The following is a 21,035-nucleotide window of genomic DNA, read 5'->3' as shown; positions in this document are numbered from 1 at the left end:
TTCACCCATGATCAAACCACCTAAAGGCATCGTATTTCACCGTGAGTTCGAGCCGGACATGAAACGTATGGTTCAAGCACTAAAGGTTGTTCTCAAAGCACCTATTGTTCAGCCTGCTCAAGACTCCAAGACAGATAAAGCATCGATGAGAGAAGAATCCGCTTGACTAACAACCTTTTTGAATATTCTATCGGTTTTGCGATCTCAGTTCTATTCCTGATTTTTTAACTCGTTTCATTATTTTCTCCACTTTATGAACTTCTCATACAGCACCGGGTAGTGAATGCTTGTTAATTCGTCAACCTATATCCGAGGAGGGAGATCCATATGGAACGTTCTTTGGTAGAGGAGGCATTAACTGAACTCCAAATTGCTCAAGCCAATACGAAGGAAACAGGCCTCTCATCACCCTTTTTGCTTATGGAGACAGGCTTGAAAGATGACGAAACCTTACGCACGGATACAAAAAAATAGTCTTTACTCAGGGGAAGTCAGTCTTCCCTATCGTTTTTCTTTCCAATTGAAACTGAGTAGTAACAAAAGGACACGATTACGAAACTCTTGTCCCTTTGTTAGTAGTCAGATTCGGAAAGAGTGAGGAGGGATCACTATGCAATATGTTGAGCTGATGGTTTTGAGTGGTCGGGAACACAATGTCATGGATCTGCTCAAGAAGAAAATTGAAATGCTGGTTGAGGCCGATGATACATACGCGTTTCTGAAGGATGTGGTTGTATGTCACTTCCGAAAAGGGGTCTCCCAGGTTTCCAATCGTGTCAAATACAGCTATGAAAAGGGGGTGAAAAGCTACCTCTTTATCGGTGCTGATTTGATAAATTGGACTACCGATCAACTGGAGAAGCTGTATTGTGTTCTGACGAGCGGGATTCCCTTTGTGATCGGTTTGGTTCGGAAATGGCAGCAGATTCAACAACGGCTGTTTACTTCCCAGGAAGAGATTGAACGCATGGCTCGTAACCTCGGGGCCGAATTGGAACCGGAGATTCGCCTGGTGTTGCCTGAAGATGAGACTAACACTGTTCAGGTGATTGAAATTCAGGCTGAAGCTGAAGATACCAAAGCTGAAAAAGTGGTTCGTAAACGTGTGTCCTTGAAGGAGATGGTGGATCGCTTTAAACAAAAAGTGAATTCGGTTGGACAGAGGATAGAGGAGAGGGAGATCGGTCGAAAATCCAAGCGGGTTCTTTCGCTTTCTTACAACTTTGTTCTTGGTTTGCTCAAGCGGTATTTGCCACAGGCGATCAAACCTAATGTGTTCATCTCAACAGAATGGATGATCAAATGGTTGCCGGTACTCATTGAAGAAGAGATGAGACATCAAGGTTCAGTGGCTTAACGGAGAAGTGAGAAGAAGGAGTTGAAACAGTGAAGAACGGGAAAAACCTGACGCGAATGCAAAAGCTCGTACTTCTTAGCCGCGATCTTAATCCAAAGGAATGGCTAATAAGCAAAAAGATGCCCGATATGTGGCTGCTCGTTCATCGGAAGACGAAACAAACTTTAGCATTATCGCTCAATAGTTCAAAATCAAGTTAATTTGCCCTCTAGTCAATTTATCATCAACTGTTAGGGTATTCTCCTGACATTGATGATTCTGTCCAGTCTTTGAGGTGGAGGGTAATGATGATGGATTCCTTTAAACCAGCAAGAATATTTGCGATCATCCTTTGGTTTGTTACGGTAATTATTATGTTCTATTGGGGGAGATGAGGTCATGTGGTTTGTTCCATAATACAAGCGCCACACCTGCAAAAAGTTACACTCCAAGGAGGTGTAAACATTGAACGGTATAACAGGAACATTGGTTCGTTATAAGTATCGGCAACCAAACAACGACTTCATCGTAGCTACTCTTAAGCAAAATGACGGGAAAGAAATTACGATTACGGGAACTATCTATGGGGTTGAGCCAAACGAGAAGATCACTGTATACGGCGATTGGTTCAAACATCCACAATATGGCGATCAGTACCGTGTTGAACGTTGGGAACGCCCGATTCCGAAAAGCAAGGAACAGGTAATTGCTTTCCTCTCTTCGTCCCTGGTGAAAGGCTGTGGAGAGAAAAGAGCCAAGCAGATTGTTGATGTCCTTGGTGAGCATGCATTAGATATTATCATGAAAGAAGGAGAAGCCTGCTTACTGCCTATCCGTGGGATTGGTCAGCAAAAGGCTTCTTCTATTGTCACCAGTGTCCGGTCCTCGTTTGAAGTTCAACAGATCATGATGGAGCTGTCGAAATACGGTGTCAGCACAAGTATTGTCGTGAAGGCCTATAAAGAGTTTGGCTCCAACACGCTGGATATTATCAAGCGGAATCCGTATCAACTCACCAAATTGGATCTCATTGGCTTTCTTAAGGCGGACGAAATCGCAAAAAAGATGGGCATCATGCCCAACTCAATGTTTCGGATTGAATCATGTGTAGACTATATGCTGAAAAAGATGTGCTTCGATTTTGGTCATTGCTTCATTCCAGAAGTGGAGCTGATCGATGAGGTACTGAAGGTTCTCAATCACAACACGGACGTTTACATAACGAGAGACGAGGTAGAACAGGGGATCTTTCAGCTGGAGGAAAACGGTCGCGTCATTATTGAGGAAGGGGGAGTCTATCCTCCTTTTTTGTATCGCTCCGAAAAGAGACTGGCCCAACGCTTGCTCAAATTTATGCGCAGCGGCAGTAACAACACAAACATGGATGCAATCGATGCTGCCATCAAAGATTACCAGGTTCGTTTCAAAATGGTATTGGCGGAAGGACAACGTGAGGCGATCCGTAAGCTGTTCACGGAGAACCTATTGATCTTAACCGGTGGTCCTGGATGCGGCAAAACGGCTAGCGTAAAAGCGGTCATTGACGTGTATCAAAGGCTTAACCCAGTGGCAAGGATTGCTCTAGCGGCGCCGACAGGACGTGCCAGCCGCAAACTTACGGAGGTAACCGGACTGGATGCAGCTACTATTCACAGACTGATTAACTTCCGGCCCGGAGAGAAGCCCGAATTCAACGAGAGCAATCCGCTTGAAGCAGATTTACTCATTGTCGATGAGATATCCATGATGGATATTCAGTTGGCCGATTTGCTTTTCAGAGCAATCAACCCGAACAAAACAAAAGTATTGCTTGTGGGGGATCAGGATCAGCTCCCTTCCGTGAATCCAGGAAATGTACTGAAAGACATGTTGGACGCCGGCGTTCCGCATGTACGGCTGACGGAAGTCTTCCGGCAGGCGCAAAACAGCCAGATTGTCACCAATGCTCACCGGATCAATAAAGGCGAGTCGATTGTCATTGATCCAGCGAAACAAGATTTTTACTTTATCCAGCGGGAAAAACCGGAAGAGATCGCTGCGACGATCCGGAACAGTGTCGTGAGGTTTACGCAGCTTGGATACACCTCTGCTGATATTCTTGTTCTCAGTCCCATGAAAAAGGGGCCCATTGGAACGGAAGAGTTGAATCGTGTGCTGCAGGAAACTCTCAATCCCTCTGCCCCCCATAAAGAAGAGATCGCAGTTGGGAAAACAATTTTTCGAGTCGGGGACAAAATCATACAAACCAAAAATAACTACACAAAAGAGGTGTTCAACGGCGATATCGGTACGATTGATCGGATTGATTACCTGCTGGACAAAGAAGGACAAGTAACAGAAGAGAAAGGTCTGTACTGCACGATTAACGGTCAAATGGTGACATACACCAAGGAAGAGTTACACGAACTTCAACTAGCCTATAGTATCACCATACACAAGTCGCAGGGAGGGCAGGCTCCCATCGTCATCATACCGGTATCGACCAGTCATTACATCTTGCTTGCAAGAAATCTGATTTACACGGGGATCACTCGGGCCGAATCCAAAGTAGTCTTGGTGGGAACCAAAAAAGCCCTGCAGATTGCGATCAATAATAACAAGATTGTTGCACGATATACACGGTTAGCCAAACGAATTATAGAAGACATACAGTTACATGGACTGAATAAGACAGCCCCGAATCTTTCTGAATGGGAGGACAAAAGGGCTGTTGATTTTTCATAGTGCCCGTAAAGTTCGGATACTCACTCATTACAAGAGAAAGAGGGTTAACTTGGGTACCTACGGCCAACAGTGCCGAATAACTCAAAGACGTGGCGGTACTGCCTGATGGGGAGGTCAGGGAACACAAAAGCTACTTCGCCAGGGTTTAACTCTAGCCGGCCACTCTGTTCGATCAGAAACGGAACCTCCAAAGCAGCAAGGGTCTCGCGCAGGTAGCTTACCTCCCCCCAAGGGACCGCGTAATAGAAAGACTTGTCCAAATTGATCACTCTCCGCAGCATCAGTGAAAGCAGGTTCGGTAAAGGCAAGTAGAATCACTCGGCAAATACCAACGGATTATTCAACTGATTGGCCAGCTTAATGAAATTACCCAATTCAACAGGATTTCGGGAGATGCGATTGTCGATATAGCAGATAATCTTTGTTTACCAATCCATTTTTCATTGTCAGTAATAGTTGGGACAGTCTCAGCCTATCAGAGTTAATGGTTTTGTTGTCTACCTCAAGATACATTTTATAGGCTGAAACTTTTACAAGCGGCATGCAGGATTCTATTTTCTTCTGGACCTTTCTAAAATCGCTTGTTGCGGTTCTAACAAAGACAGCAACCATGATGATCACCTCAAGAATGAAAAGATTATAACCAATTTACCACACGCATTCCTTATGTGATAGGAATTTAAACGGGCGACTATTTCGTTCAAGTTTTGGTGTGAGGATATTTATATCGGAAAAAGTTGATGTGCAGCTCACCTTATTTGTAAAATTTATAAATGAGGTGGGATAATGATCATTTCTAAACCAACTATTATTAGTTCAATTATGAACTTTGAGGATCGTTATCAGTACAATAGGGAATACAACATTTTTGAGACCAACGAAGTTAACCAATCAACATTGTTGTGGCGTTACATGAGCCTTGCACAATTTGTAAGTTTATTGGAGAAGAAAGCGTTGTTTTTTTCAAAACCAGTGTACTTTAGAGATAGTTATGAAGGGAGCTTCTCTAAATATGATGTCGATCAAATTTTAAGAGATCATGATTCGTACTTGTTTGGGGGATCTGATTTCCAGAAAAAAATAGAATGGCTAAAAAAATACATTACAATTCATCTTGAGCATGCTGCAGTGAATTGTTGGCATATAAACGAAGAGGAATCTGCAGCAATGTGGGATATCTATTTAAAATCTAATGAAGGATTAGCCATCAAAACGACATTCGGGAATTTGAGGAGTAGTTTTGTTAATCCTAGATTTCGAATCCATGTAGGAAAAGTACAGTATATTGATTTTAACAAAGATATGGCAAGTACTAATGTTTTTGAATCCCTTTTTTACAAACGAAAGTCGTTTAAATACGAACAAGAGTTGCGTTTACTCGTCTTGAGTGAAGACAAGAGATATTTTAGTACTGAAACAGGAACCTATATTTCAGTCGACATTAACAAGCTAATAGGATCAATACATGTTTCGCCGACTAGTCCTGGTTGGTTCAAAGAAATAGTTGAATCTCTAACACATAAATATGGATTAGAAGATAAACCTGTTATTCAATCGGATTTATACAGCGATCCTCTGTATTAGATTATCATAAATCGGTAGAATTTTTAGGGAATCGGCTGCAGTATGGCCTACATGGTAGCAGAAGTGTATGGACTGGAGAAGATCGGAACCCATCCTCCGTAAACCTTCGGAGGTGGCCCCTATCAAAAGACGTGGGGTATAGGCGTCAAGGAGATGAGTAACTAATAACTAAAAAGTGTGGAGAGGGGAATGAAGTTTGTTACAAATGATAAAGAAACATTATGCTATTCTTATCGGAATTGTTGCAGGAGGAGTATTTGTCGCATTGATTATTATTGGGGTTTATCAGTTCCTGTATTTTTTGGAATTTCTGGAAGGGCTTAAACGTTTTGGGGAACAAGGAGATGTTAAGTACGGATTAAAAGCAAATGACTGGATAGCAATTTATTCTCTTACGGTATCCGCTATCAGTGGTATAATATCGTTCCTTGGAATTATCGTTACAGGGATATTCAGTTATTTAATATTTAGTTTTACTAAAAAGTTAGCCCTTAAAGAAGAGAAGGAAAAATTTATGGACTCATATTTTAAAGTGAAGGAAAGGTTGAAGTACATAAATGAATACATGCTTGGCTCATTATTGAGTAAGTACAGCGATGCAAAGACCTTGGAAGAAAAATGGAATTTTTTTATCATCAACGGAAATGAGTTAAAATCAATTAGCGAAAAGGTAAAGAATGAAATAGGAGGGCCACTGATTTTTTTACTTTCCTTTCAACTCAATGAGTTGAGTGATTTTGACACGCAAGGAATTATTAACCGTTATATTCATACACATATTGATGAAAAAGAACTATTCATGGCTGAGTGTGTTAAAATTTGGGAATCTTGTCTTAGTGAAATTAATGGTGCGTTGCACCTGTATGAAGCAAAGTTAGATAAACAGTACGATTTCTATAATAAAAATAAAGAGATATGGAGCATATAAATACATTGAGAAAAATCTGATAGATTAGCACCCACGAGGTGCTTTTTTTCATAGAAATGAGTGAAGAGTAGTGCGCCAGTTCGTTGACCCGGAAACATTTTAAGAAATAAATAATCTGGTGTCTGGACGAGATTGTCAAAGTGTTTCGGCCAGCCAATCTCAGCTCAAAATTCTTGAAGAAACGGTTTTAGAACGTCACTCGAAGACGTTGTCTTTCGTTGATTTTGGTATGGGAGACATACACTGTTGGTTTGAATAAAAGAAAGGGGGAAAGAAAGAAGGGACTAGATGGCGCTAGTCCCTTTCTAATTCTACTATGGATATAAACAGATTATACCAATTTTATTTGTATTTGGTCAACCATTCCCTCGTCCGTATTCATGATGTTGCAGATGTGTTTGGAGTACACAGAGCAACCGTCTGGCGGAACATACGAAAACTTGAGATTGCCAATCTAATTCGGACACAACGGACATGCGATGGAATCAAAATCGAGAAGATAGGTGAGTGGCACGAGGATGTATCACAGGTCAAAGTATTCCCAAGGAAAGCACGGGACAGTAATGTTGCATCAAAGACGGCCCAGAGGGAAAAGAAGGAGGTTAGGGAGTTGAAAAAGAAAGGGGGCAGAGGAAACGCCAAAATGGTGAAGATTGTTCCTGATGTTGCAGCGGGAATGGAAAGTAATGTTGCATTCAGATTCAGTGGCAAGGGCACGGATAGATTTTGCAATGTTGCATTTCAAGAACCGGCTGCCACTAAAACTAGTTATTATATAAAAAACTATATAGTACCCCAGTTGGTTACGCGCGCGCGTGTGAATCCTGCAACGTTAGTCAATCAGCATGCAGGAACCACTGCTTTAAAAACATTTCATCGGGATAAAGGTGAAATCACTGCAACCACTCTCGCAAATGTATTGACATTGCCGGCGAGAGTTTCCACAGACCGTGTTCGAGCTGTTGCAACTTGGATACGTGAGTGGATTGACCTCCTCGTATATCTTCGTCATCTTGGGATCACGGTTCAAAAGGAAAACCGATCAGGTGAAAATCCGTGCTTGTGCCCGTTGCATGGGGATACCGACCCAAGTATGTATGCCAACAGAGAAAAAGGCATCTGGTACTGCCATGCTTGCTCCATTTCGGGTGATGCTACGGAGATGGTCCGACACATGTATGGAATGCGCTTTGGAGACGCGGTACGGAAAGTGCTAAAGGACATCCGACAGCTGTTGCTCAAAGGTGACACCCGAATTCTCTTAGCAAAACCAGGGGAGGTTTATCGTGCTTGGTTTGATTGGGGGAAGTCCAGGAAAACCCAATTTCAAACATTGCACAAGCGGGAGACGACCATCGTTTCAAATAGTCTCCTCAAAATGCAAAGACGGGAACAGGCTCATAAGTATGCTTCTGATCTATGTCTCTCCCAAGAGGCCCAGAATTATCTAAAAGAAAGGGGCGTGGATGCCAATACCATCCGAACGTATGGCATTGGATGGGATCAGAAGACCAACAGCATCGTATTCCCCAATCGTGACGCTGTAACGGGGAATGTACTCGGTTTTACGTACCGGTCGATTGTCTCCACTTCAAAAAAGCGATACCGTAATACACCTGACGACAGCCTCTTTCAAAAAGGGGCTGTTTTATTTGGCCTTTATGAAGTGATGGAAGAAGCAAAACGCAGCAAGACACTTTATTTGGTAGAGGGGGGATTTGATGCGATCTTATTGCGTCAAGAACTTCGGGTACCAGCTGCGGCCATGCAAGCTTCACATCTTTCCGTAGAGCAAGCGTGCCTGATAGAGAGAGTTGTTGGAAAAGACGTGAAGATTTACGTTGTCCGAGATAATGACGTAGCAGGTGAACGGGGAGCTGAATTATCAAAGAAGACCCTTCAAAGTAAAGGGTTCGATTGTGAGGTGCTGAGGCCGAAGGATGTTTTTAAGGATATTGCTGAGCAACTTCAAGCTGAAAAACGAGAAAGGACGAGAACGATGGACAAAATCAATTACATGAAAGATTTACTGGAGAAACTGCCAATATCGGTTACCGTTCAGCAGGTGAATCGATGCCTCGAAAAGATTGAACATAGTGCTTTATCTGCTGATGAGCGACTGACATTTCACCTTTTGTACAAAGTTACAGAAAACTTGGAAGCAGCTTTGGATGATTTAAGCTACTTGAACGGAAAGGTAACTGTTCAGGGGCGCTTGTACAAAAACAGCAGCGGTAGATATGCCATTGATGAGGATCATTACTTCACCTGGGGAGAGACCATTGAAATATTGGTGAATGAAGAAGAGAACGGCGGATATTGGGTGAGAACCAGAATTGAGCACAATGGGGAAGACTATTACGCGGTAGATCGGCCGAAGATCAATCTCCAAGGTACGATGGCAAGAATTCGGTATCGATAACGCTGAAAAAGGATGGTGCAGGAAATGATGTATACAGGTTGCTTTGACATTACCCGGAACAATAAGAATTTATACGCTGTTGCGTGGTTAATCTCACCGGAAGGAGAAAGGGTGTGGGAATTACAAAAACGTGTGGAGGGGCTTGATCGGAATGAGGCGACCTATTATGCGCTTCAGATGCTGCTTGAAGAAATACTCGTCCGCGGCATTACAGCGGTTAAGTTCCTCGGTACCAATTCACTTGTGATGAAGCAGGCAAGTGGTCAATGGCAGGCTAAAAAATCACGCTTGTTTAACTACTGTGTGAAGGTCAGAAGTCTTCTTGCAAATCTTCGCCACTTCCGGTTTGAACGGCTTGATCGCGACCAACAGGAAGAGAAGGTTCCATTCAGCCCTGCTACTCAAATGGGAGGTGGACAAGGGACAGAACAATTTGTCATGGTGAGTTTCTTGTAACTTGATACTTGCAAACATTCCTATTATGATTTATGCTATATCTTGACAATATGCAAGTGGTTAGATTATACGCACAATTGGATTCGCTTGAAAAAGCGATATTTTTATTGTTCGCATATCTCAAAAACATCCAAATTTGTATGGTAATTGGGGGTGTTGCCATTGAAATTAATTCCCGTGACCTTACGAGACTTTCCATATCTACAACCTGTTGAGTGGACGTTCAAGAAAAAGGGGTATCGAGGGAAGGTTACATTTCACCGTGAAACCCAGACTTATGTTTTTGAGATTGAGTCCCCAAAAAAGTACCGGTCGTTGGATGATGGGAAAGTATATGGATCACTTGAGGAAGCGAGAAAAGCGGCTGAATCAAAAATTGACCTGTTCGATACCGTATTTGGTCGGTTATTCGCATTGAAGTAGGAAGCCCTGTTGCAAAGGGCTTTTTGTTTTGTGAACGAAAAGGGAAAGGAGACTTACTCGATGGGGATATTGTTTGAGATCAACAGTCAAGTACAACGGTTGCTGTCTGAGCGAGCCAGGTTAAAGCGGGAGTTACGAACATGCCCTCCTGAACGAGTTGCCATTCTACGGGAAAAGTTAGATCAGATCAATAAGCAGTTACTGAACCTGAAGGAGAGCCTTCCATGCTGGGACGCACACATATAACTGTTGCGGTTGCTGCGTATTGCTCCTACAAACTGCCGCATCAATGGGATGAATTGCCGCAATGGATAATGGGACTGGGGACGGTCGTATTTACATCGTTGCTACCGGATATAACGGAGCCTAGAAGTCGGATGGGTGGGTTGTTAATGCCCTTCTTCCCTTCTTGGCTCCGTCCGTTTGCATTCTTGGTGATAGGAGGGATGCTGGTTTATTACGGGTGGGGAATTTACAATCTGTTATTCACGGCGATTGGGGCTCTCCTGATATTACTCGTCCTTGTAAAAAACAGGGAAAGCCCCACACATAGCTTTGTGGGAATCGGAGTCGTTGTCGCATCCGCTTGGTTGTTTCAACCAAATTTGTGGATACCGGCTCTGATTGGGTACGGTTCTCATCTCGCCTTGGACTTCATTTCTGAAAAGATTGCATTATTTTCTCCGTTGAGTTCAAGGCGCTTTGGTGTAACGCTTTTTCAGACGGGTTCAACCGCAGAGCGGCTGATAGTCCAATGGGGGGCGATAATCTACACAGTTTGGATTTCTATTTCGTCATATCTCTCGGTTTAGGTGCCATTTCATTTGCCTGGTATTCACTTACCGGGCTTTTTCTATTTGTGAGGGGCGCTGCAACGTGAAAGGAGGGGAGATGTTTCTGCGCAGCTAGCCTCGGCATTTGTAGCAAAAAGAAAGGAGAGTTTGTATGAGCTGGACTGTCCGATCAGTCAAAATTCTGATGTTTGTAGCCATTTTGTTCTCAGCACTGCTTATTCCGTTGCATCAGGCCGAAGTAGCCTATGCAAAAGATAACGGGAAACCACAATTTGATCCATTTGGACTTGCTGAAGGAAACCCCGAAAATGATTTTAGTCAGTTGATCAACAGAATCTTTAACTGGGTGATCGGATTATCTTTAGCTGGATCTGTCATTTCCGGTGCATTGCTAGCGTTCTTTCTCAACTTTATTGCTGTGGGGCAAAACGCACGACAGACGGCAAAAACATGGGGTTTCGGGATTATTATCGGGTTACTGTTGGTTGCAAGCATCGTTACGTTAGCTAAGGTCATTTACAACATGTTGCAGCCGTAATAAGGATGTGGATTCGATGCGTGCAAAAGTACCCAAAGGGATAAAAAATGACATCCCGCTTTTCGTCTTGTCCAACACTCAATGGATCATTTGTATTGTTTCGTTTACAGGCTTGCTTGCCTCCATTTCCATTGGCTTGTACGAGATTGTCCCCTTGTTTCCCATAGCAGGAGGATATCTCATGTTCCGAAAAATCAAAGGGGAATCTCCATGGATCGTGTGGTGGCGACGGTTCTTATTCCGATTGAGACCCAAGAGGGTTATCCGAAGGGAGAGGAGGGGATACATTGGACTCCAGAAAGAGCATTAATTGGTCGGAGTATCTGGAACTAGAGGATGTTCAGGATGGACTTGTGATCCTTTCAAACGGACGTTATCGGAAGTACTTGGAGATTTTCCCGATCCCCTTAACACATTGCTCGGAAAAAGAATTACGGAATGTCTACTTGGGGTGGCAGGATTTCTTGCGGACATTGGAGATTGAGATCGCATTGTATATCCAAAGTCGCCAAGTTGATCTGGAAGAAGTGATGAAAAGGCAAAGAGAGAATCGGATCAATTTTGTTCGTACCTATAACGCTTCCGGTTCCATGACGGAGGTGTTTTTGATGGAGCAAGAACACTTTAATCGGGAGTTACTTGTATCAAGAAACCTGCCGGTTCGTCGTAATTTTCTTGTGTTTCCATTGGAAGATCCAACTCGATCGCCGGAAAAAGCCAATGACTTTCTTAACGATCGCATCGAAGAATCTTTGGTTCGAATCCAACGTTTTGTACGGCGGTACAAACGACTGGAAACTCCGGATGTATACGATATTCTTCACGCCTGGTGCAATAAGAAGCAGTCCAAGTACATCTCGGGTAATGATCTTTACGAAAAAGGATTCCACAGCTTGTTTGTAAAAGGGGTGCCCGCATTTGCTTAACCTGAAAACTAAGCTCAAATTGATTTGGCCAGCCAAGAAGGAGAAGGATGATGAATATCATCCGATCCATGATTTCATTGAAGTATTGGCTCCAAATTCTGCTGATCTTTCACATCCTACGTTCATTCAGGTAGGTGAGAGATACATCCAATCATTTTTTGTAGACGGATGGCCATCTGAAATTGACTTTGGGTACCTTCACCCTCTTGTAAGTTTTCCGGGGGATATTGACTTCATCCAATATATCGCCCCTGTTGATAAGGACAAGATATTGACTTGGCTTACGAACCGTATTGAAGGAATTGAATCAAAACTTATTGATCGTGCCAAGCAAGTGTCTAGCCGTGGCGTCCTTTCCAGTCAAGAGGAGCTGGCAATGCTCCAGCAATTGCGGTCTGATATTGATAATAATCGGGATCGCATTATATACTTCGATAATTTCATCATCCTAGCTGCGAACAACCAGGAAGAATTGGAAAAAAAGGCAGACCGCCTCATGTCTAAGTTTGGAGGGACTAAGGATTGCCTTAAGCCGGCTGATCATGAGCATGACCTGATGTTCAAGGCTGTCAGTCCTCTGGCCATCAAGAGAAAAGAAGCGTGGAAAGAGATGAATTTGGCTGCGGGGACTAACCTGTATCCCTTTACCGTATCGGATTGGCCGCATGAAGATGGCCCAATATTGGGACTGAATTATGACGTGGGTTCTCCAGTCCTCTTTGATGGGTTTAACAAAGAGCATGTAAATAACTTTGGGATCTCATTAATTGGTGTTTCGGGGACAGGGAAAACCGCCATGCTTCAAAAGATTATTGCCGGGGAAGTTCCGTACGGCGTATATCATGCGGTGATTGACCAGGAAGGGGACCTGAAAAAAACCATCGAAACCTTGGGGGGTGTCTACCTGCCGATTAGCCGTTACTCCGATTTGCGATTTAACCCGGCAGACATTGAAGTAGAACATCACAAAGAGCGTGGCCTGATTGTGGATTTGCAGGGGAAAATCGAGGATATGGTCAACCTGTCTGCAGCGATGGCGGGTTTAACGGATAGTGCTGACCATAAAGTGATCGCAGCATACATGGATCGAGCATGGCGCAAGGCGTATGAAAAGTGCGAGATCACGGAAGACCCACGAAGTTTGTATCATGATGCTTACTTTGATCCTCAGAATGGACAATTCGTCACCAAGCAAAAAAAGAAACCACCGCAGTTTGGAGACTTTTATCATGAATTTTGCCTGCTTGCGGATGGAATCAATGAATTGCAAGGAACCGTACTAACCCTTGAACGATTCACCGAGAAGGGAACCCTTGGAATCTTTGACTGTCAAACAAACGTGGAGCTTGGGAAGGCCCCTTGTGCGGGATTCGGATTGAGGGATCTTCACAATTCGGAGTTATTACCGATTGCAAACATTGTGGTTCTTTCTTATCTGGAGAATCGCTTTTTGAAAAAGCGCGATCTGGATGATGGCTCGTTGTTTCGTGTCGATGCGGATGAGTGCCAAGAACTCTTCAAAAACCTGTATTCTGCCAAAGCACTCGAAACCTATTTCCGGCGGTTCCGCAAGAGGAAGGGAGGACCGATTGCGGCCACCCAAAACTTTCAAAAGTTTTATGAGAATGAGCACGGGAGAGCGGTTATTCAGAACAGTGACACGAAAATTATTTTTGCTCAACACGAAGGCGATTTGCAGAGATGTGCCGAGCTGTTCAAATTAACGGAAGGAGAACTGGAATTTTTGGGGATGGGCTTAGCTCACCACGCGATCATTAAACAGCCGAAATACAGTGTACGTGTGGTGACACAGTTTTCTCCCTGGGAGCAAGAGATTTTCTTCCCAGAACATGGGGGGTGAGCAAGTTTTGTGGAGACGAGTCATCATCCTCACTGTGGCCATCGTTATGCTGACCGGAGTTGGTTTGACAACATTCGGTGTGTATAAGGCAGATGCCGGTAAAGGTGGGGTTGTCGGAAGTTGGATTGGGAAACTGTTCAAAGACGGATGGTTTGGAAAAATTTCAGACAAGGCAACGAAAGTTGGGGAAAAAGCAAAGAAAGTTTATGACAAGGCAAAATGGGGGGCGATCATTACTGGCATCGGTGTTTCAGCGTATGATATCGCCTTTAATGACGCCAACTTCCTGGGTAGTAGTGTTGGATATGTCGTTCAGCGGGTAGCAGCATGGTTGGAACTTCTAATTCCACCGCCGGAACGGCAAATCTTTAACTTTGAAATTGTAAAAGGCGAAGACGGTACAGAAGAGGTTCTATTTAAGGACAAAGATCGTTTTGCCTACTACCGATTTGACGATAAGACGTGGCAGATTATCAAATACATCTACTACTACATGATGGGAATCTTTTGGGCGGGTGCTGTCATTATCGTTGGGTATCAGTCAAACTACCTGATATTCCCGAGTGGTGTACAGGATCGCATTACTGCCCGAAATATTATTTCCACCATGGTTCTATCTGCGTTGACAATCCTGTTTATTCCCTTTCTCGTGGGGATCTATTCCGATATCGCCATGCTATTTGTCGCCCTGTTCGCCAATTTGGTTGATCCAGAAATTGTCGTGCAGGGGTTATTGAATTACACCATTGATGACAAGTTAACGGAAGCCATGTTGAAATTGATCGCCCTGGCTCAACACGGGATGATCTTTTTTATTTACTTCATGCAGAAGATTGTCATCATGGGGCTATTGGTGCTGTTCCCGATTATTGCGATGCTGCAAAACTTTCCTTCCAAACGTCATCTGTTTGGTTTGTGGAATCGGGAAATGCTGACCAACATCTTTACACAGCCAGTTCATGCCTTGTTGTACTGTTTTGCATTCAATCTCATGCAGAATGCACCTGATGTGGAGAAGATTGCATATTCGGCTGTGTTATTGCTTGCGATTATCCCATCCGGTGCTTTTGTACGGGAGGTCTTTCAAGGGGGCGGATTTGCCCATGAGGGAGCAGGTTGGTTACGGAAGATGGCTTATCTGACTCTTTCAGGTCTTGGAATTGCGGGTGTAATGAATACCGGAAAATTGGCCATGCAAAGCTTTCAAGGAATCCGTGACGTTTATAAACAAAGTGGATTGGCTCAATCTGGAGAAAGTTTTTCGCAATCCCTTGGACAATTCTTGCGGCGTGGATTCCAGTTTAGTGCAGGTGCATTTGGAGGATTGGCTGGTATGGCATTGGCAGGGGCGCCCGGAATGTTCGCTGGAATGAAAGTGGGTTCCAGACTTTCTGGATATGCAGCCAACCAATTCACCGCGACAGCGTCGTCACCTGAAGTACGGAAGGGGTTCCACAGCGTAGCATCCCGGCTCCCGTTTATGGACCGTGATTATCATCGCCAAAAGGCGGCAGCCTACCAGCAGATGATGGAATTACCCCAGAAGTGGGCAGAAGTCCGTCAGCAGGAAGAAGAAGCGGCGTTTGCTCTACGGCAAGTTGACAGCCAGATCAGTCCGGTTTTTGCAGCAAAGCAAGATCATCTACAGGCCAAACGTAACTTCGAGGCCTTGTACCAACAAATGGAGCCAGAAGAACGCGTAAAAGCAAGGAACTTGTTACAACAGCATGAAGAGGCGTATCATCGTTCGCGGCCGCAGTTACTTCATGCACAACAGACAATTCAGGATGCGAAACGAGCGTATGAGCGGGCATTGGCCGATTACCAAGCTATTAAACCAAACACTCCAGAGAAGAGCACGGCTCGCCAGCAGGTAGAACAAGTCTACAAGCAGTTACAGCAAGCGAAACAAGCCGTGAATCCTGTGTATCGTCGGCAAGATGTTCAAGCACTCACAAAAGCCGGTTATCGCTCAGGTTCTTCACTTGCGCAATATTTGGAAGCCGGCTATCAAGTGAACCAGGCTGCACAGAGAGTACAAAGAGCAGAAGATCGTGCAGGTGCACGTTACGAGGAATTGGAACGAACCTATCAAGGCGTGGCGGAAAACTATCAACAAGCAGTAGCTGGAAGGATGAACGTGGAAGGGCAGAAAATGCATCTTGAAAAAGTTACAGGTAAGGTGATTCCTTTGCCGCCTTCTGGACCATCCGTTTCAGTGAGGAAGTACCGCATTGAACCGAAATTTACCCCGGCGCCGCAGAAAGTCGTTCTCCGGCCCGAATCTACTCCGTCATTGAAGCAAGTTGCTCGTCGTCCTGAATTTATCCCAGCATCGAAGCAATTTGCTCTTCGGCCAGATTATCAAGGGTATCGTTCACCTCAACCTTTATCAGGGAAGGCATTTCAGCCGACCATTAAGCAAACATATAAACCCGTTGAACCCGCATGGTTCTTTGATCCGGTTACCGAAAGACAAACCTACACACTAGAAAAATTGGGGGTTCCAGCAGACACAGTAAAGACCAAGGGGGAGGCACACTTGATTATCAGCAGTTATCTAAAAAGTGAAGAGGAATTGGAACTCCAAAGGAGATTCCGTAACCAATGATGGAACGATTAAAAAAGGTGGGTCTAATTCTGGCCCGCCTTCTTTTTCGTTATGTCAAACGGATGCTGCTCTCTCTCTTATTGAGCTTAATTCCCCTGATTGTCATTGTGCTTCTCGTAATGTTAACCCTAGATTCGATGTTTAATCTTACAGGGGGAATGCTGAACTTCACTGGAAGAGATGACTTTGATCCCAAAATCGGTCTGGAAATAAAGGCAGCGTACGAAAAGAAAGCAGACACATGGAAGGGAGGATTGACTGAAGAAGAAATTGCCCAGGTCTACCAGCATGATCATCAATTGTCATGGGGCATTCTGGCTGCGATTGACAAACTGGCCTACAACTTTGATGATCTTTCCCAAATGGAAACGTATCTGAACCAAACCTACGAGTTTGTTAAACCGGAATTTCGTTTTCGGAAGGCCTGTGACGGCCGAACTCTGCTTGATTTTGCTCATACCTATATTGGGACATACCAATATCATTACCAAACCGTCTATGAAAAGCAGTCGGACGGCACGCAAATATGTCATGAGGTGTTGGCCCGTGTAGACACGGACTTCACGTATGAAAAGCTGAAACAGGCGCTTCGACACTACGGTTTGGAAGATAACCAGAATGTTGACATCGTTATTTTTCAAGCCTATGGGTTTGATCGAGACTTAAAAGATCCCCGCGTGAAGTATCTGTTGCCGCCCGAAATGCAACAAGTGATTGCCCGCTCGCCAATTGGCTCTGCCCCCAGGAATGAGTGGGGAGAAATCGACTTGTATGCTCTCCTGCCAGAACGTACGCCCAAAAAGTTTATTGAATCCTTACCTGCAAAAGTCCAAGTCTACGACAATTCGTGGCGTATCAATAAAGGCAGGACGCCCCTTGGTACACTTCCTCGAAGAGGAAGCGAAACCCGATTCGGAACGATAGCGGTTGCCAAAGATAACCCGTACGGTCTTGAACTTGGCATGAAAGTATATATTCCGAAATACGGTTACGCCATTGTGGAGGAATACTCAGATAACATTAATGATGACATCTTAACGGATCGTTTCGTCGATAAGGTGGCCAAGTTTTTATTCTTGTCCTATGATCTCCTCACATCCTGGTTAGATGACATCACCAACCGAACCAAAAAAGAGGAAGTCGTTTATCTGTTCATGGGTGGAGAAGAGACAGATGAGGAGAAGTTGGTCAAAGCACAAGCTTCCTTGAGTAGTGCGTACACGGTTTATTATCAGTCGATTCCCATCTATATTCTCAACCCGGACTTTCAAATTGAGCCTCCAACCTTTGAAGTGAGGGGAAAGACATTTTGGGATGGCAGTACATGGCCCATTACCAGTTGTTTTTGTTACCGAGAACTCTTTGGTAAACAAGAATTCCACGATGGAGTAGACTGGGGTGTTCCCGAATATATTCCGGTCTTGGCGATTAACTCAGGGATCGTGCAGATTGCGAAACACTCGGATTCGGCTGGAAATTATGTGGCGTTAAAGCTGGATACACAAGTTCTTGAACAAAATCGTACACAGGACATTGTTGTCCGTTATCTGCACCTAAGCAGGTACGTGGTCTCTCCAGGGCAGAGGGTACTGCAAGGGGAAGTGATTGGGTATGTTGGAACTACAGGTAGAAGTACAGGCGCTCACCTGCATATGGATGTCACCATTGGCGGAAAACGCCGGGACCCACTCAAGTGGATAGACTTCATGAAAGCAGACGGACTTCTGGATGTATACGGGGATCAACCCAGTTTTGAAGGGGGTAAAATTTCTAATCCGAGTACAGAAAAGATGTCGTATTTGGGGGAGTTTGAGATCACTGCGTACACGGCCGGGAAAGAATCAACCGGTAAGAAGCCTGGAGATCCCGGATATGGGATCACTGCTTCCGGGAAGCCGGTGCGTCCCAATCATACAATTGCTGCCGATTGGACGGTCATACCAGCAGGTAGCATTGTGAAAATTGAAGGCTTGGAGCCTTACTACGTGGTTGAAGATAAGGGGAGTGACATCAAAGGAAATCGAATTGATATCTATATGCCTGAACTAAAAGATGCCTTGCAATTTGGAAGACAAAAACGTCGGGTCTGGATCATTAAGCAGTAGGAGGGACGTATGAAAAAGTGGGGATGGATTCTGGTTATCGTTTGGTTGTTGTTTCATTCGGTCGCATATGCCGAACAACAGCAGCCCAAAAATGATGTGGCCAATCGCATTTTGTCCGGATTAGAGGAAAGTCAGAAAGGGACGTTCATCATTAAGGAGTCGTCCTCATTAGAGAATGATGAGTTCCTTGATTGGCTGGAGAAAAAAACAGAAGTGATTCGAGCATGGTTAACTGAACTGTCACTAAAGTTATCCGTGAAGTTTCTCTTACTAGCGGGACCGTTTCTCGTTTTGGGATCGGTTCTTCTGTTTTTTATGGGGTTTAAAAAAATACTGGCATGGATTTGGTGCTTTATAGCCTTTGTCGCACTAGGACTGTTCCTAACAATCCATGGCGTCCCATTATTACGGAAATTCATTGAATTCCTCCAGTGAGGTGATGGCCTTGAGAATTGTCTTTGCCACAGGGGACGAAGCGTTGGATGAATATGTGAGCAAGAAGGAAGGAATTTTGGAAGTTGGCAGGGCATTGTATGCGGAACAGCTTACCACCATGGTACCTGCATTGAAACCGGACGTTGTATTGTTTTCGGAAACCATTCCAATATCCCGTTTTGATCAACAAGCGGGGCTTGTGGGGGCGGAGGCAAACATTCTTAAAATCATGGAGTCAATTGTCGAAGAAGGGATTCGTGTTGTCATGATCCTCAATGAACGCCCTCCAGGTCATCCTTTTTTGGAAAGACTGATTGGACTGGGTATCTATGATCTGATCATAGGGGATACCATCAAGGTGGATCAGGTAATTGCAGCTCTACATCATCCCGGAACTCGGAAACAGGTGAAACATCTTCTACGTCAAGAAGAGGAGCTTACTTCTGAAGATACCTTCCGGGCGAAGGAGATTAGGCTCATAACGACGGAAGAAGAAAAGCCAGAGGGCTATCGGCAGATTAGTCAACGAGTCTATCGAATTGCCAAGTCCATGACGGATGTAAGTGAAAAACTGCGAAAGAAATGGGAAGTACGCGGGAAGGAAAGTGCATCAATTCCTGAAACGACAACAGTGGTTCAACAAGCGGTTGTAGGGATTCAAAAGAAAGAACCGGAAACGACTACGGAAAAGGTTATCGTGCTGTATTCACCTGAAGCAACTGGAAAAACATATGTCGGGGTGAACATGGCTATTGCCGCAGCCAAAAGATTGCAGGTTCCTGTTTTGTATAAGGATTGTACACCAACGTGCAAGACGAAACTTTGGTTTAACGCACCTATGTTCCCGTTTACGCTATCCGACATACCCCTTACAGTCGCAGGGAGGGATGCTAAACCTTCCGCAAAGGTTGATGTACTGATTGTGGAAGCCGCCAGTAAGGCTGATATTCCAACAGGAGCAGTTGTGTACGTAGTCGTAGACTCTGATTATGCACGGCAAGTGATCATTAGTAAGTCGCTGGATGGAATCCAACCTGCCGGCTTGATTTGGAATATGGCCTATGAAGATGCTTGTCACCCTCAAAACATGATTCCACTTCTCCATGTGTTGACGCTTCCTTATGATCGTAAGGCCTATTGCGACATTGAAAAAGGCATTCCACGAGCGTTTTCAGATGAGGCTTTATGTGATCGTTTGGTGAAGGTCATACAAATGGACCCCCTTCACCAGTACATGCGAAGTGGTATTGGATGAGGATGCACGACATGCGTGTATGGCAGAAGCGGGATTATGGGGTGTTCTTTGGGATGATCGCAACAGCGGTCATCTGTTTTTTTACCCACTTCTATGTAGGGATGTTTCTGTTGTATGTGTCAGCTGCTCTTTATGTTGGCGCCGTCGTTTTGGTTTTTAACGGGATTCGTAAACGCGATGCGATCAAGAAACGATACCATCGTGAAGCAAAGAGGATGGGCCTGGAGAGGACATTTGTGATTCCCCACAACGAATCCGACGACGAAATTTGGTTTGAACTTCATCTGATGGAACCAGATAAGAAGCAAAAAAGTACACCTGTTAGGGTATTAAGGCAGTACATCCGCGATATGCAACGGCTGCATGACTTCGCAATAACGTATCCGAAGAAAAGGGTGGTGTTCGTCGGAACGACCCATCAAACGTTAACGGTTTTAGCCCTGAAGGAAGCCAAACGGCTAGGGCTTGATTATGAAATAGCGCCAAGCATTCATGATGAATCGGCTCCGATGACAAAAAGAGAATGGAGAAGGGTGCTTCGGAAGATGTATCGAGCCGATCAGAAGATACGAGCACCAGCGAAAGAGGAGTGGCGCACGTTAATTGTTCGTGTTGAAAATCCATGAGACAACAAACG

At 44.4% G+C, this 21,035-nt stretch carries 18 protein-coding genes; all 18 read left to right on the top strand.

Features of this window, described 5'->3' with window-relative positions:
- Positions 1-7 precede the first annotated feature (7 nt).
- Positions 8-166 carry a hypothetical protein gene (locus tag KDN35_RS13885; RefSeq protein WP_212133005.1) on the top strand — a complete coding sequence of 53 codons (159 nt, stop codon included), beginning with the start codon at positions 8-10 and terminating at the stop codon, positions 164-166.
- A gap of 161 nt (positions 167-327) precedes the next feature.
- Positions 328-474 carry a hypothetical protein gene (locus KDN35_RS13880; protein ID WP_212133004.1) on the top strand — a complete coding sequence of 49 codons (147 nt, stop codon included), beginning with the start codon at positions 328-330 and terminating at the stop codon, positions 472-474.
- Positions 475-610: 136 nt separating this feature from the next.
- The gene (locus KDN35_RS13875; protein WP_212133003.1) at positions 611-1,357 is read left to right on the top strand and encodes a hypothetical protein; all 747 of its coding nucleotides are present in this window, start codon (positions 611-613) and stop codon (positions 1,355-1,357) included.
- Positions 1,358-1,386: 29 nt separating this feature from the next.
- Positions 1,387-1,557: a DUF6906 family protein gene (locus KDN35_RS20250; protein ID WP_481752776.1), complete on the top strand. Its 171-nt coding sequence runs from the start codon at positions 1,387-1,389 to the stop codon at positions 1,555-1,557.
- A gap of 244 nt (positions 1,558-1,801) precedes the next feature.
- The gene (recD2, locus tag KDN35_RS13870) at positions 1,802-4,060 is read left to right on the top strand and encodes an SF1B family DNA helicase RecD2 (RefSeq protein WP_212133002.1); all 2,259 of its coding nucleotides are present in this window, start codon (positions 1,802-1,804) and stop codon (positions 4,058-4,060) included.
- Positions 4,061-4,846: 786 nt separating this feature from the next.
- Positions 4,847-5,644 carry a hypothetical protein gene (locus KDN35_RS13865; protein WP_212133001.1) on the top strand — a complete coding sequence of 266 codons (798 nt, stop codon included), beginning with the start codon at positions 4,847-4,849 and terminating at the stop codon, positions 5,642-5,644.
- 205 nt (positions 5,645-5,849) lie between these two features.
- Entirely contained in the window at positions 5,850-6,572 is a 723-nt protein-coding gene (locus KDN35_RS13860; RefSeq protein ID WP_212133000.1) for a hypothetical protein, read from the top strand.
- 610 nt (positions 6,573-7,182) lie between these two features.
- Complete coding sequence (locus KDN35_RS13855) at positions 7,183-8,994, top strand: DUF5348 domain-containing protein (RefSeq protein ID WP_212132999.1); 1,812 nt, start codon at positions 7,183-7,185, stop codon at positions 8,992-8,994.
- 12 nt (positions 8,995-9,006) lie between these two features.
- Entirely contained in the window at positions 9,007-9,450 is a 444-nt protein-coding gene (locus KDN35_RS13850) for a reverse transcriptase-like protein (RefSeq protein ID WP_212132998.1), read from the top strand.
- A 647-nt stretch (positions 9,451-10,097) separates the two neighbouring features.
- A complete protein-coding gene (locus KDN35_RS13845; RefSeq protein ID WP_212132997.1) occupies positions 10,098-10,685 on the top strand; it encodes a metal-dependent hydrolase in 588 nt (195 codons plus the stop codon).
- A 133-nt stretch (positions 10,686-10,818) separates the two neighbouring features.
- Positions 10,819-11,205, top strand: coding sequence for a hypothetical protein (locus tag KDN35_RS13840; protein ID WP_212132996.1), 387 nt, complete (start codon positions 10,819-10,821; stop codon positions 11,203-11,205).
- Between the two features lie 287 nt (positions 11,206-11,492).
- Complete coding sequence (locus KDN35_RS13835; RefSeq protein ID WP_212132995.1) at positions 11,493-12,131, top strand: hypothetical protein; 639 nt, start codon at positions 11,493-11,495, stop codon at positions 12,129-12,131.
- A complete protein-coding gene (locus KDN35_RS13830; RefSeq protein ID WP_212132994.1) occupies positions 12,124-13,992 on the top strand; it encodes a VirB4 family type IV secretion system protein in 1,869 nt (622 codons plus the stop codon). The genes KDN35_RS13835 and KDN35_RS13830 overlap by 8 nt, the downstream gene beginning before the upstream one ends.
- A 7-nt stretch (positions 13,993-13,999) precedes the next feature.
- A complete protein-coding gene (locus tag KDN35_RS13825; RefSeq protein WP_212132993.1) occupies positions 14,000-16,603 on the top strand; it encodes a GumC domain-containing protein in 2,604 nt (867 codons plus the stop codon).
- Positions 16,600-18,708, top strand: a complete 2,109-nt coding sequence (locus KDN35_RS13820; protein ID WP_212132992.1) for a peptidoglycan DD-metalloendopeptidase family protein — start codon at positions 16,600-16,602, stop codon at positions 18,706-18,708. Before KDN35_RS13825 ends, KDN35_RS13820 begins: the two co-directional genes overlap by 4 nt.
- 9 nt (positions 18,709-18,717) lie before the next feature.
- Positions 18,718-19,143, top strand: a complete 426-nt coding sequence (locus KDN35_RS13815) for a hypothetical protein (protein ID WP_212132991.1) — start codon at positions 18,718-18,720, stop codon at positions 19,141-19,143.
- Positions 19,144-19,153: 10 nt separating this feature from the next.
- Positions 19,154-20,398, top strand: coding sequence for a hypothetical protein (locus KDN35_RS13810; protein ID WP_212132990.1), 1,245 nt, complete (start codon positions 19,154-19,156; stop codon positions 20,396-20,398).
- An 11-nt stretch (positions 20,399-20,409) separates the two neighbouring features.
- The gene (locus KDN35_RS13805; RefSeq protein WP_212132989.1) at positions 20,410-21,024 is read left to right on the top strand and encodes a hypothetical protein; all 615 of its coding nucleotides are present in this window, start codon (positions 20,410-20,412) and stop codon (positions 21,022-21,024) included.
- The last annotated feature ends 11 nt before the right edge of the window (positions 21,025-21,035 follow it).

This window comes from Brevibacillus sp. NL20B1 (genome assembly GCF_018195675.1).
GTDB lineage: Bacteria > Bacillota > Bacilli > Brevibacillales > Brevibacillaceae > Brevibacillus > Brevibacillus aydinogluensis.
This window is presented reverse-complemented; position numbering and strand designations above follow the sequence as displayed.